The following is a 14,034-nucleotide window of genomic DNA, read 5'->3' on the forward strand; positions in this document are numbered from 1 at the left end:
GGGCCGTGACCTGCGTCTTACCATCTATATAAGCAAGCGTCTGTGCGTCGCCGTTTTGCCCACGCACGTTGACCATTATTCAGGGACCCGGACATGGAACTGGTTGTAAAAAGCGTTAGCCCAGAAACGTTGAAGACCGCCACGCTGGTCGTCGCCGTCGGCGAAGGCCGCAAGCTCGGCGCCGTGGCCAAACAGCTGGACGAACTGAGTGGTGGTGCGATCAGCGCTGTGCTCAAGCGCGGCGACCTCGCCGGCAAAGTCGGCCAGAGCCTGTTGCTGCACAGCCTGCCGAACCTCAAGGCTGACCGCGTTCTGCTGGTTGGCGTGGGCAAGGACGAAGAGCTGGGCGACCGCCCGTTCCGCAAAATCATTGCCGGCGTACTCAACACCCTGAAAGGCCTGGGCGGCACCGACGCCGTGCTGGCGCTGGACGAAATCGTGGTCAAGGGCCGCGACAGCTACGGCAAGACCCGCCTGCTGGCTGAAACCCTGGTGGACGGCGAATACACCTTCGACCAGTTCAAGAGCCAGAAAGCGGAACCTCGCGCCCTGAAGAAAGTCACCCTGCTGACCATCAAGGCTGCGCAGGCTGAAGTCGAGCGCGCCGTGACTCACGCCACCGCTATCGCCAACGGCATGGCCTTCACCCGTAATCTGGGTAACCTGCCGCCGAACATCTGCCACCCGACGTTCCTCGGCGAGCAGGCCAAGAACCTCGGCAAAGAATTCAAAACCCTGAAAGTAGAAGTTCTTGATGAAAAGAAAATCAAGGAACTGGGCATGGGTTCGTTCTACGCCGTGGGCCAGGGCAGCGCCCAGCCTCCGCGCCTGATCGTCATGCAATACAACGGCGGCAAGAAATCCGAGAAGCCGTATGCCCTGGTCGGCAAAGGCATCACCTTTGACACCGGCGGCATCAGCCTGAAGCCGGGCGCCGGCATGGATGAAATGAAGTACGACATGGGCGGCGCTGCCAGCGTGTTCGGCACCCTGCGTGCTGTGCTTGAGCTGAAACTGCCGATCAACCTGGTGTGCATCCTGGCGTGCGCCGAGAACATGCCGAGCGGCAACGCTTCGCGCCCTGGCGACATCGTCACCACCATGAGCGGCCAGACCGTGGAAATCCTCAACACCGACGCCGAAGGCCGTCTGGTGCTGTGCGATGCCCTGACCTACTCCGAACGCTTCAAGCCGCAAGCCGTGATCGACATCGCGACCCTGACCGGCGCCTGCGTCGTGGCCCTGGGCGCCCACACCTCGGGCCTGCTGGGTAACAACGACGAACTGATCGGCCAACTGCTGAGCGCCGGCCAGACCGCTGACGACCGCGCCTGGCAATTGCCGCTCTTCGATGAGTACCAGGAGCAGTTGGACAGCCCGTTCGCCGACATCGCCAACATTGGCGGGCCGAAAGCCGGGACTATCACCGCAGCCTGCTTCCTGTCGCGCTTCACCAAGAACCTGAACTGGGCGCACCTGGACATCGCCGGCACCGCATGGACCAGCGGCGGCAAGGACAAGGGCGCCACTGGCCGTCCGGTTCCATTGCTGACCCAATACCTGCTGGACCGCGCCAAAGCCTGAAACCGATGAACCGGGGTGGCGTTGCCTTTGGGTGACGCCGCGCCTGGCTCAGGAACCGCAATGACCAAAGTCGACTTCTATATCCTGCCCAGCGCCGATCCTTCGGCACGCCTGGATTTCGCCTGCAAGCTCACCGAAAAAGCCTGGCGCATGGGCCACCGCATTTACCTGCATTGCAGCGATGCTAGCCAGCGCGACGACCTTGATGCGCGCCTTTGGGCGTTCAAGGGCGAAAGCTTCGTCCCTCATGGGCCCGCCGACAGTGAACCGGACGGTTTGATTGTGCTGGGACTGGGTGAAGACTGCGGTCAGCACCAGGACCTGCTGGTCAATCTCGACCTGAAAGTGCCGGTATTCGCCAACAAATTTGCCCGCGTGGCGGAAATAGTGGTGGAAGATCCGACGATTCGTGCGGCTGCGCGGGAGAGTTTCCGTTTCTACCGCGAACAGGGCTATCCTCTGCAAGACCACCGTTTACAGCGACTCTGAGCATTCCGATGGACACTCCGAAACCGCAGCAAAAGTCCGCGCACCTGCTGGACGACCTCGAGTCGATCCGCCAATTGCTCGGCGATGACAACCTGCAACCTCCGCTGCTGACCGACACGGTCATCGACGGTGATCAGGAACAGATTCCCATGTTGTTCGAGTCTGTCGGCAATGTGCCGCAGCCGGTCGAACCGACACCACCGCCCACCCCTGCCGCGCAACCCGCGCCGAACACCAGCAAAGGCCCCGACGCCCTGCTGCACCTGGACGGCGAACTGCGCGCTGCTGCGATGTTGATCATGCAAGACGTGATCGACGACTTCGCCCCGCATATTGAAACCGAAATCAAACGTCGCCTTGAAGCGCGGATGGAACGGCTTCTCAGCCAATACGAATAACCAGAATCCCCCCAATCCCTGTGGGAGCGAGCTTGCTCGCGATGAGGCCATAACCTTCAACATCCATGTTGACCGACCGACCGCCATCGCGAGCAAGCTCGCTCCCACAGTAGATCAGCGCTGGATTTGACTGCGCCCTGTCCGCACCTGCTCGCCCTGCGCCCCATGCCCCGCTATACTTGCCGGCTTTTCCTGAATAAATGCCAATAGGGTCCCGCCGCGCATGGATAAGACCTACCAGCCGCACGCCATTGAAACTTCCTGGTACAACACTTGGGAGTCTGAGAATTACTTCGCCCCGCAAGGCGCGGGCGAGTCCTACACCATCATGATCCCGCCGCCGAACGTCACCGGCAGCCTGCACATGGGTCACGGCTTCAACAACGCGATCATGGACGCCCTGATCCGTTTCCGCCGCATGCAGGGTCGCAACACCCTGTGGCAGCCGGGCACCGACCACGCCGGTATCGCCACGCAGATGCTGGTGGAGCGTCAACTCGAAGCCAAAGGCCAGAGCCGCCACGACCTGGGTCGCGAGAAATTTCTCGAGAAAATCTGGGAATGGAAGGATGAATCCGGCGGCAACATCAGCCGTCAGATCCGTCGCCTCGGCTCGTCCGTCGACTGGAGCCGCGAGCGCTTCACCATGGATGACGGCCTCTCGGAATCGGTGAAAGAAGCCTTCGTGCGCCTGCATGAAGACGGCCTGATCTACCGCGGCAAGCGTCTGGTCAACTGGGACACCAAGTTGCACACGGCGATTTCCGACCTCGAAGTGGAAAACCACGACGAGAAAGGTTTCCTGTGGAACCTCAAGTACCCGCTGGCCGACGGCGTCAAAACCGCGGAAGGCAATGATTACCTGATCGTCGCGACCACTCGCCCGGAAACCATGCTCGGCGACGCCGCCGTCGCGGTTAACCCGAACGATGAACGCTACAAAGCTCTGATCGGAAAATTTGTCGAGCTGCCGCTGGTCGGCCGCCGCATCCCGATCATCGCCGACGATTACTGCGACCCTGAATTCGGCACCGGCTGCGTGAAAATCACCCCGGCCCACGATTTCAACGACTACGAAGTCGGCAAACGCCACAACCTGCCACTGCTGAACATCTTCGACAAAAACGCTGCCGTACTGCCGGCCTGCCAGGTGTTCAACCTCGACGGCACGCTGAACGAAAGCATCGACGGCAAGATCCCGGCCGAATACGCCGGCCTCGACCGCTTTGAAGCCCGCAAGCAAATCGTTGCTGCATTCGACGCCGCCGGTCTGCTGGTCAGCGTCAATGATCACGCCCTGAAAGTGCCGAAAGGCGACCGCTCCGGCACGATCATCGAGCCATGGCTGACCGACCAGTGGTACGTGTCGACCAAGCCGTTGGCCGAGCCAGCGATTGCAGCCGTTGAAGATGGCCGCATCCAGTTCGTGCCCAAGCAATACGAAAACATGTACTTCTCGTGGATGCGCGACATCCAGGATTGGTGCATCAGCCGTCAGTTGTGGTGGGGCCACCGGATTCCGGCCTGGTACGACGAGTCGGGCAAAGTCTACGTCGGTCGCGACGAAGCCGAAGTGCGCGCCAAGAACAATCTCGGTCCGGACATTGCGCTGCAACAGGACAACGACGTTCTCGACACCTGGTTCAGTTCGGGCCTGTGGACCTTTTCCACGCTCGGCTGGCCTGAGCAGACCGAATTCCTGAAAAAATTCCACTCCACCGATGTGCTGGTGACCGGTTTCGACATCATTTTCTTCTGGGTTGCCCGGATGATCATGCTCACCATGCATTTGGTGAAGAACGAAGACGGCACGCCGCAGGTTCCGTTCAAGACCGTTTATGTGCACGGCCTGGTGCGTGATGGCCAAGGCCAGAAGATGTCCAAGTCCAAGGGCAACGTCCTGGACCCGCTGGACATCATCGACGGTATCGAACTGGAAGAGCTGGTACAGAAACGCACCTCCGGCCTGATGCAGCCGAAACTGGCGAAGAAGATCGAGAAGCAGACCCGCGACGAGTTCGCCGACGGTATCGCCAGCTACGGCACCGACGCCCTGCGCTTCACCTTCTGCTCGCTGGCGTCCACCGGTCGTGACATCAAGTTCGACATGGGCCGCGTTGAAGGCTATCGCAACTTCTGCAACAAGATCTGGAACGCCGCGCGTTATGTTCTGGACAAGGGCGAAGACTGCGGCCAGAACGGCGAAGCCTACGAACTGTCCCTGGCGGATCGCTGGATCATCTCGCAGCTGCAACGCACCGAAGCCGAAGTGACCCGTCAACTCGACCAGTTCCGTTTCGACCTGGCGGCGCAAGCCCTGTACGAGTTCATCTGGAACCAGTATTGCGACTGGTACCTGGAACTGTCCAAGCCTGTGCTGTGGGACGAAAACGCGCCGGTCGAGCGTCAGCGCGGCACCCGCCGTACACTGGTTCGCGTCCTGGAAGTGGCGTTGCGTCTGGCGCACCCGTTCATGCCGTTCATCACCGAAGAAATCTGGCAGCGCATCGCGCCGCTGGCCGGTATTCAGGGCAAGACGATCATGCTGCAACCTTGGCCAGTGGCCAATGAAGAGCGCATCGATCCGGCCGCCGAAGACGACATCGAATGGCTCAAGGAACTGATGCTCGGCACGCGTAACATCCGTGGCGAAATGAACATTGGTCCTGGCAAACCGCTGCCGATCTACCTGAAGAACGTCAGCGCTGAAGACCAGCGCCGTCTCACCGAGAACGAAGCACTGCTGAAGAAGCTGGCTCGTCTTGAATCGATCACGGTGTTGGCTGCCGGCGAAGAAGCACCGCTGTCCGCCACCGCACTGGTGGGCGAGATGGAAGTGCTGGTGCCGATGGCTGGCCTGATCGACAAGGACGCCGAACTGGCGCGCCTGGACAAGGAAATCCTGCGTCTGCAGGGAGAAGTCCAACGCGTCGGTGGCAAGCTGTCCAACGCTGGTTTCGTCGACAAGGCTCCGGCTGAAGTCATCGAGAAAGAGCGCGCCAAACTGGCCGAAGCCGAACAGGCTTTGGGCAAGCTGGCCGAGCAGCATGCGCGGATTGCCAGTCTGTAACGGCACATCGCAATGAAAGAGGGAGGCCCGTAACGGCCTCCCTTTTTTGTGCCTGCCCCTTCGCGAGCAGGCTCACTCCTACAGGGGGAATGTGGTGTTTGTCACAATTGGGTTCACAACGGCTGGATGTGGGACAATACCCGTCACTTTTAGCCATACCCGAATCGACAACGCCCATGAACGCCCCCCGCACACCAAGACCTGCGCGCAAAAAGCCTGACACCGCCACCCCGACCAAAGCCGTGGAACCGCGTGAAAAAGCCAACCTGCACCCGCGCAACCGCCATCAGGGTCGCTACGACTTCCCGGCACTGATCAAAACCACGCCGGAACTGGCGAAGTTCGTGATCATCAACCCGTACGGCAAGGAAAGCATCGACTTCGCCAGCCCCGACGCGGTGCGTGTGTTCAACCGGGCGTTGCTCAAGTCGTTTTACGGCATCGCGCATTGGGACATCCCGGCGGATTACCTCTGCCCACCGGTTCCGGGGCGTGCCGACTACGTGCACTTCCTCGCCGACTTGCTGGCCAGCGTCAATGACGGTGAAATCCCTCGCGGCGCGCCGGTCAAAGTGCTCGACATCGGCATGGGCGCCAACTGTGTCTATCCGTTGATCGGCTACAGCGACTACCGCTGGCACTTCCTCGGTTCGGAAATCGACCCGACGGCCGTCGCTGCCGCCAAAGCCATCGTGCAGTCCAACGGTCTGAACAAAGCCATCCAGTTGCGTCAGCAAAATAATCCCAAGCACATCCTGCTGGGCTTGCTGGAGCCGGGTGAACGCTTTGACCTGACCATGTGCAACCCGCCGTTCCACGCCTCGATGGACGAAGCGACCAAGGGCAGCGAGCGTAAATGGCGTGCCCTGGGCCGTGCCGACCCGAAACGTAAATTGCCGGTGCTGAACTTCGGTGGTCAATCGGCTGAGTTGTGGTGTGAAGGCGGCGAAGCGCGGTTTGTGACGCAACTGATCGCCGAAAGTGCGAGTTTCCAGCATAAAGTGCTGTGGTTCAGCACGCTGGTCTCGAAGGCCTCGAACCTGCCTGCAATCCAGACGGCACTGAAAAAAGCCGGTGTGCTGGAAAGCCAGGTGGTGGAAATGTCCCAGGGCCAGAAGCAGAGCCGCTTCGTGGCCTGGACCTTCCAGACCAAATCCGAGCAGCAGGTCTGGCGCGAACGCTGGGTTCGCAAGAGCTAAGCAGGCTCACTCCTGCGTTGGTTCAGCGGTGGTGCAGGACAATCGCTGAATCGCAGACATAAAAAAACCGTGTCCGGATTGCTCCGGAGCACGGTTTTTTTTAACAAGTCTTACTTGTTAACAGCGTCGGTCAGGCCTTTGGCCACAACCAGCTTGATAACTTTCTTGGCAGCGATTTCGATGGCAGCGCCAGTCGAAGGGTTACGGCCAGTACGGGCAGGACGCTCAGTCACTTTCAGTTTGCCGATACCTGGCAGAGTGATTTCGCCGCCGTTTTCCAGCTGATCAGCAACGATTTGGCCCAGTTGGTCCAAAGCGTTACGCGCGGTGGTTTTTGGCGCGTCGATAGCTTCAGCGATGTCGGCGATCAGTTGGTCTTTAGTAAGAGCCATGTAGTGTTCCTTCCCTATCAAATTCATATGGATTGCAGAGTGCAGTGTCAGCCATCGAGCCCGATCTTCTGGATCTGGCACCCTCGGCCAATAACCACTGGATCGGGGTTATAGATACCGAAATCAGGGTTTGGTTCGACCTGACAAATGCTGAATGCACGCTTAACGCAGTGACTTCGCGCAAGACGGGGCAAAACTAGCACAGAGACGGGGAAATATCCGCCTCTAGCTACCCATTTGGTCAGCTTTATTGCTCTAAAACGGGAAAAAAACGCATAAGCGCCGCCGGTCGCCCCGGATTTACCCTTCATGCCGCGCCAAAACCAGTGGTTGCGGTACACTTGGCACTTTTTCGGGGAGCACGCCCTCCTCTCTTCAATCAGCCGAGAAGCCCATGCCGATCCGTCATTGCATCGTCCACCTGATCGACAAAAAACCCGACGGCACACCTGCAGTTCTTCACGCCCGCGACTCTGAACTTGCCGAGTCGAGCGCCATCGAGAACATGCTTGCCGACCTTAACGAGAGCTATAACGCCAAACAAGGCAAGGCCTGGGGTTTCTTCCATGCCGAATCCGGCGCGCACCCGTTCAGCGGCTGGCTGAAGGAATACTTCGAGGGCGGCAAGGACTTCACGTCGTTCAGCCGGGTGGCAGTGGAACATCTGCAAAAGCTGATGGAAGAGTCAAACCTCTCAGTAGGCGGCCACGTGCTGTTCGCCCATTACCAGCAGGGCATGACCGATTACCTGGCGATCGCGCTGCTACACCACAGCGAAGGCGTTGCTGTGACGGATCAGCTGGACGTGACCCCATCCCGCCACCTGGACCTGGGCCAATTGCACCTGGCCGCGCGGATCAACGTGTCCGAATGGCAGAACAACAAACAGTCCAAGCAGTACATTTCGTTCATCAAAGGCAAGAACGGGAAAAAGGTTTCGGAGTATTTCCGCGACTTCATCGGCTGCCAGGAAGGCGTCGACGGCCCGGGGGAAACCCGCACCCTGCTCAAGGCGTTCAGTGATTTCGTGGAAAGCGAAGATTTGCCGGAAGAATCCGCCCGCGAGAAAACCAAGACCCTGGTCGATTACGCCAGCAGCCAGGCCAAGCTCGGCGAACCGATGGGCCTGGAAGAACTCTCCGAGCTGATCGACGAAGAACGTCCGAAAGCGTTCTACGATCACATCCGCAACAAGGATTACGGCCTGTCGCCAGAGATTCCGGCAGACAAACGCACCCTGAATCAATTCCGCCGCTTCACTGGCCGCGCGGAAGGCCTGTCCATCAGCTTTGAAGCGCACCTGTTGGGCTCGAAGATCGAGTACGACGAAGAAGCCGGCACACTGATCATCAAGGGCTTGCCAACTCAGTTGACCGACCAGCTCAAGCGACGCAACTGATGCTGAACGGCATCCTGAAGAAATTCCTGCTGATTCTGCTGGTCGTTGTGGTTTACCAGAACTGGGGCAAGATCGAGCGGGTGTTCAACCCTTCGCAAGTGGTGTCGGAGCAGGCACAGGCCAAGGCCAACGTCGTGCTCTATGCCACCGACTGGTGCGGTTACTGCAAACTGACCCGGCGTTTTCTCGATCAGAAAGGCATTCCGTACAAGGAATTCGATATCGAGAAGGATGCCCAGGCGCGTACGGCGTATGAGGCGTTGGGGGGTGGCGGGATTCCGATCATCGATGTGAACGGGACGCTGATTCGCGGGTATGACCCGGACGCAATCCTCGCGGCCCTGAAATAACAACTGTGGGAGCTTGCTCGCGGTAGCGGTGCATCAGTCGACATCATCGTTAACTGACACGCAGCCATCGCGAGCAAGCCCACTCCCACAGTTTGTACGTCAATGCTTCTCGATGCGGAACCCAAAGCGCGGAAAATGCACATGCACCACGCCGCCACGTTCGTCTTCACGGCGCAGAATCAATTCCTCACTGCCCGCAAACAGTAATTCACCCACCACCGGATCAACGCCGTAATCGATGGCCGCGATCTTCACCTGCTCGCCAGGTTCAAACCCGTTCGGTTCTTCGAACTGCTCATCCGGCAAAGCCGCTGGCGTGGCATTGCGCGCCACCTCCAGTGCCTCCGCGGACGTCATCTCGCTGGACGCACCATGCCCGAAGCCCATCACCCGCCCAAACCAGGCCGACACAGCCGGATAGGCATCAACCAGCGGTGAAGTGACCGGCGTCGCCTTGAGGAACCACAGTGAATGGACCAGAGCAAAGTCGGCAATCGACGGCTCGCCAAGCAGGAAGTCACCCTGCTCGCGTTGCAACTGTTGTTCCAGCCGCGCCATGATCGTCGGCCATTGATGTTTCGCCTGCTCGGCGGACAACCTGGAAGCGCTGCCACCGCTGAACAACCCGGCGCGGTCGGCGAGGAATGCCTTGATCGCCTCCGGCGACAATTTGCCGAAACGCACCGCCACCGATTCCGGCTGGAAGACCAGGCTGACCGCATGCTGGAACACCACCGAGTCCGCCCAGGCCGCAAAGGTCGCGGCAATCATTTCCTGGCCTTCCGGGAAAAACGCCGGCAAGGCTTTTTCCTGCTCCAGACGACGGGCAATCAACGACGTGTCGCAATAGATATCCGCGCCGATCTGCAAAACCGGCGTCCTGCGATAGCCACCGGTCAGCGCAGTCAGATCGGGTTTTGGCATCACCGGCGAAATGTTCACCGAGCGCCAGGACAACCCCTTGAAGCCCAACAGCAGGCGGGCTTTTTCGGCAAAAGGGGACGTCGGGTAATGATGAAGAATCAACTCGGACATGCTCGGCTCCGCCGCACGGATAAGGAATCCGCAGCTTAGCGCGCAATCGACAAGCGGCCTACAGATCTGCCTGATAGGAACTTATCAGTCAGGTTGATAAGCCCGCAGCGGCGCTCGCGACCAGACATTCCTTGGCGCTTTTCCTGAGTTTTTTGATCAGCCGTTCCTGCCGTAGCGCTTCGCTCTTATCGCGACAGACTTCTGTGTAAACGAGTGCCACGGCCGGGCTGGAGAGGAAGAACCGCGCACCTTTGCCGCTCTGGTGAGTGGCGAAGCGCCGCACGGGGTCGTCGCTGATGCCGCAGTAAAGCGAACCATTGGCGGCGCGAACGAGATAGACGAACCAGGGTTTGCTGACGGGCAGCACCGGTTCGGCGGCAGTGTCGGAAGATTCGCTGAGGGTGCTCACGTGACGATCATGGCTTGTAGGAAACAAGCCGCGATCTTATCAGCGACTGGCCTGGAATGCCTTCAGCCCCTTGAGGGCTTGAGCACGAACGGCGTTTCTGACCAGAGGCGTCCACCCCAGTATCAGCCCTTTGAAACCCAGCGCCTGCCGCGACCAGGCCCACAGGTCGAAGTTGTCGTGGTGCTCGCAGATCTTGCCGTCGCGAAACACGAAGCGCGCCTGAATATCGTTGACCACAACGTTGCCGGTCTGGCTGAACAGGTACGTCGCGACCCAGTGCGCACCGCCCGTGCGATCGTCGGCCCGCACGTTGTCGAAGGTCAGGGAGAAGTCCTTGGCCCGAGTGGTGAGCATGCGCCACATGTCGCCGGCGTCGCGACCGCGCAGTTCGCCGAACGCCGGATCACTGAACACCACATCGTCGGTGTAACAGGCGCTCATGGCCTCGGCATCCAGACGTTGAAAAGCCTGGTAGAACCGGGTGATCAATGCGTTGTGGGCATCACTCATGGGCAAACTCCGTACGTTTGAAGGATTGCCTGCACGATAGTCTGCAAAGACGGGGAAGACCATGGGCATTCGTGGCGGGAATATCGGGACTGCCCGAGTGCATTGCGAACCTAATGCACCATGCCACTCTCACGGGCATAGGCAAAAAGGTCCACATCCGTGGAAATGCCCAGCCGCTGCATCGCCATGCTTTTCTGTTTGCTGATGGTCGAAACGCTGCGTTTGAAGTGACCAGCGATCTCACTGACGGTCATGCCACTGGCGAGCATTCTGACCACTTCGTGCTCTTTTGCGGAAAGCACAGCGGAACTCGACTGCCCCTGGGCATCTGCCTGAAGTAGCGCGGTGCGCAACGACTGGCTGATATAACGGAGCCCTTCACCCACCGATTTGATCGCCAGGGGCAGTTCCTTTGCCGACGCGCCTTTGTCGATGATCGCCCCCACGCCCAGTGCGAATGCCGCCCTCAGCGTGGTGACGCTGGCAAACATCGTGACCAGAATGATAGGCATCGTCGGGTAGCCACGTCGCACCCGGCTCAGCATTTTCAGCCCATCGGCCTGCAAGTTGCCCGGCATGCAAAAGTCGGTGATCAACAGATCACAAGGCGTCGTGCACAGCAGACTCAACAGACTGTCGGGACCATCCGCCTCCCCTACCACCACACATGTCCGGTTCAGATCGACGAGCATTCGCATGCCGATACGAACGACCGGATGGTCGTCAGCAATGATTACGCGCATTGTCGGATTTATCCTGTTAGGTGACGGGAATGCGCGAAAAATAGCGCCGTCCGGGTCCTACCACAACGCCCTTTCCCGAGCGTAAAACCACCTCACCCAATGTAATCGGGAGCCTGGTTTTTCTCCCACGAAACAAAAAGAACCGCCCTACATTTATAAGCTACATCGGCTACACAGAAGGACTACAGACAACGCTACGCAGCAGGGCGATTTTTAGTCCGCAACACCCTTTCGTACACCGATCCCTCCGTTTTCGTATTAGTTGCATTCCGCATGGCGACCTCGACCGATAGATTGCGCCCTGTCCGTATCGGGCAACTCCCAATCATCGCTCATCAAGGAAGAGCCATACATGAACACGCGTTTATCCCTTCTGACCGCTGCCTTGCTGCTGACCGTTTCCTCATCCGCCTTTGCTGCCTCCAGCACGGACCTGACCGTGAAAGGTCTGATCACTCCGAATGCATGCACGCCAGTACTGGCCGGGGGCGGCATCGCCGATCACGGCAAGTTTTCCGTACAAGACCTCAATCCCGACAAACACACTTACTTGCCTGAAATAATCATGCAAATGACAGTGAACTGCGATGCGGCTACGCCGTTTGCCATAAACCCGATTGATAACCGTGCAGGCACAAGCACTGCGGGCAATTACTTTGGCCTGGGGCTGATCAATACCCACGAAAAGCTGGGCCACTTTCGCGTTGTTCCGCGCAATGTGATGGCGGACGGCACCCACGCTCAAGCCATTCTCTCCACTGATGGTGGCGAGACCTGGCTTAAGGAAGGGTCTGCGGCATTCTGGGGGGCCAACAACATCTGGAGTGTCGGTGCTCCGGGTGCCGTCATTGCTCCCATCGCGATGAAGGAGTTGAACCTTGATCTCCATGTGCGTACCGGCATCGCCCCCGCCAACAGCCTGAACCTGACCGACGAAGTCACACTCGACGGCTCCGCAACCCTCCAGATCAAGTACCTGTAACCCTCCGTCATCAACGAGCAACGCCTGGCACACAGCGTTGCCCGCTCACTCAAAGGACGACCCATCATGGAAAGATGCTCCTTCGCTCTATTGGCTCCACTGTTGTTCGCCTGTGCCCCCATGGCCCTCGCCTCCAGCAGCACAGAAATGAGCGTCACCGGCCTGATCACCCCCAGCGCCTGCACACCCAGCCTGTCCGGCGGCGGCATCGTCGACCATGGCAAAGTCACGGTGAAAGACCTGAGACCGGACCAGCCCACGGCCCTGGAAAACGGCACGCTGTATCTGGAGGTGAATTGCGATGCCGCCACGCCGTTTACCCTGACGACGATCGACAACCGCGAAGGCACGTCCGCCATTCACCCCAATAGTCACGGGCTGGGCGTCATCAACGACGACCAGAACCTGGGCAGCGTTGCACTGGGCCTGTTCGATACGGTGGCCGATGGGGTTGCGGTGAAAACCATCATTTCCCTCAACGACGGTGCCACTTGGCGAGTGTCCTCCTACCTGGGGCACGCCGGCCGGACCGCGTTCGCGGCATTGAACGACCTCGGCACACCGATCGCCATCAAGAATTTGCGCGCACGGCTCACGGCATTCACCACCATCGTGCGCGCAAATGACCTGACGCTGACCGATGAAATCCCCATCGACGGGTACGTCACCCTGCAACTGAATTACTGATCGACCGGTATTCCCGGCTCCATTTTTTCGAACAATCAACGAGACACGTCATGACGATGTTTTCCAATGTCACCCGTCATCTGTTCCATTCGGGCATCGGCGCATTCGCCCTGCTGCTGACTGCAAACGCCCAGGCCGACGGCATGGTGCCGAACACTTCGGTGGTCATCATCAACGAGGCCGACGGCGAAGCGTCCGTGTCCGTGACCAACACCGATGCCAACCTGGCGTTGATGCACGTCACCCTCGAAGACATTGCCGAAGACAGTGAGTCGCTGGTGTTCGTGACACCACCACTGGCGCGCATCGAAGCGGGTAAAACGCAATTGGTGCGGTTCATTCTGCAATCGGATAAACCCCTGCTCACTCAGCGTTTGAAGCGCGTGATCTTCGAAGGTATCCCACAAGGCAAAGCCGCCGCCGAGGCGGGGCAGGCACGGGTGGGCGTGACAGTGCGCCAGAACTTGCCGGTGATCCTGCACCCCAAAGGACTGGCCCCCAATCGCACGCCATGGACCGACCTTCAATGGTCGCTGAAGGACGGTCAACTGACCGTTCGCAACGACACGCCTTATGTGGTGCGTCTGGGCCAGGAAGTGCAGTTGTTGCCGGCGGCGGGCAACGCGATGCTGCCAAAAACCTACGTGCTGCCCGGTGAACACATCAGCATCAAGGTCGCCGAGGGCGCCGCCACACAGGTGCGTTTTCAACCGGCGACGGTCTACGGCTTTGCAGTACCGCATTACGAGGCGCCCATCCAGTCCTGACCCCCCTGACGGCGTCATCA

15 protein-coding genes are annotated in these 14,034 nt (G+C 59.3%); 10 read left to right on the plus strand and 5 right to left on the minus strand.

Features of this window, described 5'->3' with window-relative positions:
* Positions 1 to 93 precede the first annotated feature (93 nt).
* The 5 genes from AB4N43_RS11650 to rlmF all read left to right on the plus strand — a co-directional run bounded on the left by AB4N43_RS11650 (position 94) and on the right by rlmF (position 6,740).
* Positions 94 to 1,584, plus strand: a complete 1,491-nt coding sequence (locus AB4N43_RS11650; RefSeq protein WP_027924880.1) for a leucyl aminopeptidase — start codon at positions 94 to 96, stop codon at positions 1,582 to 1,584.
* 60 nt (positions 1,585 to 1,644) lie between these two features.
* Positions 1,645 to 2,073 carry a DNA polymerase III subunit chi gene (locus tag AB4N43_RS11655; protein WP_059181573.1) on the plus strand — a complete coding sequence of 143 codons (429 nt, stop codon included), beginning with the start codon at positions 1,645 to 1,647 and terminating at the stop codon, positions 2,071 to 2,073.
* 8 nt (positions 2,074 to 2,081) lie between these two features.
* Positions 2,082 to 2,471 (plus strand): DNA polymerase III subunit chi, encoded by a 390-nt coding sequence (locus AB4N43_RS11660; protein WP_460154071.1) that lies wholly within the window; start codon positions 2,082 to 2,084, stop codon positions 2,469 to 2,471.
* Between the two features lie 223 nt (positions 2,472 to 2,694).
* Positions 2,695 to 5,541: a valine--tRNA ligase gene (locus AB4N43_RS11665; RefSeq protein WP_027924877.1), complete on the plus strand. Its 2,847-nt coding sequence runs from the start codon at positions 2,695 to 2,697 to the stop codon at positions 5,539 to 5,541.
* A gap of 176 nt (positions 5,542 to 5,717) precedes the next feature.
* Positions 5,718 to 6,740, plus strand: coding sequence for a 23S rRNA (adenine(1618)-N(6))-methyltransferase RlmF (gene rlmF / locus AB4N43_RS11670; protein WP_460154073.1), 1,023 nt, complete (start codon positions 5,718 to 5,720; stop codon positions 6,738 to 6,740).
* Positions 6,741 to 6,850: 110 nt separating this feature from the next.
* Here rlmF and AB4N43_RS11675 read toward each other — a convergent pair whose 3' ends face one another.
* On the minus strand, positions 6,851 to 7,132 hold the full coding sequence (locus AB4N43_RS11675) for an HU family DNA-binding protein (protein WP_007905514.1): 282 nt from the start codon (positions 7,130 to 7,132) through the stop codon (positions 6,851 to 6,853).
* A 394-nt stretch (positions 7,133 to 7,526) separates the two neighbouring features.
* Between AB4N43_RS11675 and yejK the strand changes: the two genes are divergently transcribed.
* Both yejK and AB4N43_RS11685 read left to right on the plus strand, forming a co-directional pair.
* On the plus strand, positions 7,527 to 8,531 hold the full coding sequence (gene yejK, locus AB4N43_RS11680; RefSeq protein WP_027924875.1) for a nucleoid-associated protein YejK: 1,005 nt from the start codon (positions 7,527 to 7,529) through the stop codon (positions 8,529 to 8,531).
* Positions 8,531 to 8,881, plus strand: a complete 351-nt coding sequence (locus AB4N43_RS11685; protein WP_027924874.1) for a glutaredoxin family protein — start codon at positions 8,531 to 8,533, stop codon at positions 8,879 to 8,881. Before yejK ends, AB4N43_RS11685 begins: the two co-directional genes overlap by 1 nt.
* Before the next feature lie 99 nt (positions 8,882 to 8,980).
* On the opposite strand, the gene AB4N43_RS11690 is transcribed toward AB4N43_RS11685, so the two are convergent.
* The 4 genes from AB4N43_RS11690 to AB4N43_RS11705 all read right to left on the minus strand — a co-directional run bounded on the left by AB4N43_RS11690 (position 8,981) and on the right by AB4N43_RS11705 (position 11,578).
* Positions 8,981 to 9,916: a glutathione S-transferase family protein gene (locus AB4N43_RS11690; RefSeq protein WP_059181574.1), complete on the minus strand. Its 936-nt coding sequence runs from the start codon at positions 9,914 to 9,916 to the stop codon at positions 8,981 to 8,983.
* Between the two features lie 88 nt (positions 9,917 to 10,004).
* Positions 10,005 to 10,325, minus strand: coding sequence for a GIY-YIG nuclease family protein (locus AB4N43_RS11695; RefSeq protein ID WP_027924872.1), 321 nt, complete (start codon positions 10,323 to 10,325; stop codon positions 10,005 to 10,007).
* A 39-nt stretch (positions 10,326 to 10,364) separates the two neighbouring features.
* Positions 10,365 to 10,835 carry a nuclear transport factor 2 family protein gene (locus AB4N43_RS11700; protein ID WP_027924871.1) on the minus strand — a complete coding sequence of 157 codons (471 nt, stop codon included), beginning with the start codon at positions 10,833 to 10,835 and terminating at the stop codon, positions 10,365 to 10,367.
* A 110-nt stretch (positions 10,836 to 10,945) separates the two neighbouring features.
* The gene (locus AB4N43_RS11705) at positions 10,946 to 11,578 is read right to left on the minus strand and encodes a response regulator (RefSeq protein ID WP_027924870.1); all 633 of its coding nucleotides are present in this window, start codon (positions 11,576 to 11,578) and stop codon (positions 10,946 to 10,948) included.
* 352 nt (positions 11,579 to 11,930) lie between these two features.
* Here AB4N43_RS11705 and AB4N43_RS11710 point away from each other — a divergent pair, with 352 nt between their 5' ends.
* The 3 genes from AB4N43_RS11710 to AB4N43_RS11720 all read left to right on the plus strand — a co-directional run bounded on the left by AB4N43_RS11710 (position 11,931) and on the right by AB4N43_RS11720 (position 14,014).
* Entirely contained in the window at positions 11,931 to 12,560 is a 630-nt protein-coding gene (locus tag AB4N43_RS11710; RefSeq protein ID WP_460154075.1) for a DUF1120 domain-containing protein, read from the plus strand.
* A 66-nt stretch (positions 12,561 to 12,626) separates the two neighbouring features.
* A complete protein-coding gene (locus AB4N43_RS11715) occupies positions 12,627 to 13,247 on the plus strand; it encodes a DUF1120 domain-containing protein (RefSeq protein ID WP_027924869.1) in 621 nt (206 codons plus the stop codon).
* 50 nt (positions 13,248 to 13,297) lie between these two features.
* Positions 13,298 to 14,014: a fimbria/pilus chaperone family protein gene (locus tag AB4N43_RS11720; protein WP_194939952.1), complete on the plus strand. Its 717-nt coding sequence runs from the start codon at positions 13,298 to 13,300 to the stop codon at positions 14,012 to 14,014.
* Positions 14,015 to 14,034: the final 20 nt, after the last annotated feature.

It is taken from the genome of Pseudomonas sp. S2_B07, from assembly GCF_054668435.1.

Coding starts and splice junctions, on each gene's coding strand:
- AB4N43_RS11715 (WP_027924869.1), top strand. CDS start 12,627: ATGGAAAGATGCTCCTTCGCTCTATTGGCTCCACTGTTGTTCGCCTGT.
- AB4N43_RS11660 (WP_460154071.1), top strand. CDS start 2,082: ATGGACACTCCGAAACCGCAGCAAAAGTCCGCGCACCTGCTGGACGAC.
- yejK (WP_027924875.1), top strand. CDS start 7,527: ATGCCGATCCGTCATTGCATCGTCCACCTGATCGACAAAAAACCCGAC.
- AB4N43_RS11700 (WP_027924871.1), bottom strand. CDS start 10,835: ATGAGTGATGCCCACAACGCATTGATCACCCGGTTCTACCAGGCTTTT.
- AB4N43_RS11690 (WP_059181574.1), bottom strand. CDS start 9,916: ATGTCCGAGTTGATTCTTCATCATTACCCGACGTCCCCTTTTGCCGAA.
- AB4N43_RS11655 (WP_059181573.1), top strand. CDS start 1,645: ATGACCAAAGTCGACTTCTATATCCTGCCCAGCGCCGATCCTTCGGCA.
- AB4N43_RS11710 (WP_460154075.1), top strand. CDS start 11,931: ATGAACACGCGTTTATCCCTTCTGACCGCTGCCTTGCTGCTGACCGTT.
- AB4N43_RS11720 (WP_194939952.1), top strand. CDS start 13,298: ATGACGATGTTTTCCAATGTCACCCGTCATCTGTTCCATTCGGGCATC.
- AB4N43_RS11650 (WP_027924880.1), top strand. CDS start 94: ATGGAACTGGTTGTAAAAAGCGTTAGCCCAGAAACGTTGAAGACCGCC.
- AB4N43_RS11675 (WP_007905514.1), bottom strand. CDS start 7,132: ATGGCTCTTACTAAAGACCAACTGATCGCCGACATCGCTGAAGCTATC.
- rlmF (WP_460154073.1), top strand. CDS start 5,718: ATGAACGCCCCCCGCACACCAAGACCTGCGCGCAAAAAGCCTGACACC.
- AB4N43_RS11665 (WP_027924877.1), top strand. CDS start 2,695: ATGGATAAGACCTACCAGCCGCACGCCATTGAAACTTCCTGGTACAAC.
- AB4N43_RS11705 (WP_027924870.1), bottom strand. CDS start 11,578: ATGCGCGTAATCATTGCTGACGACCATCCGGTCGTTCGTATCGGCATG.
- AB4N43_RS11685 (WP_027924874.1), top strand. CDS start 8,531: ATGCTGAACGGCATCCTGAAGAAATTCCTGCTGATTCTGCTGGTCGTT.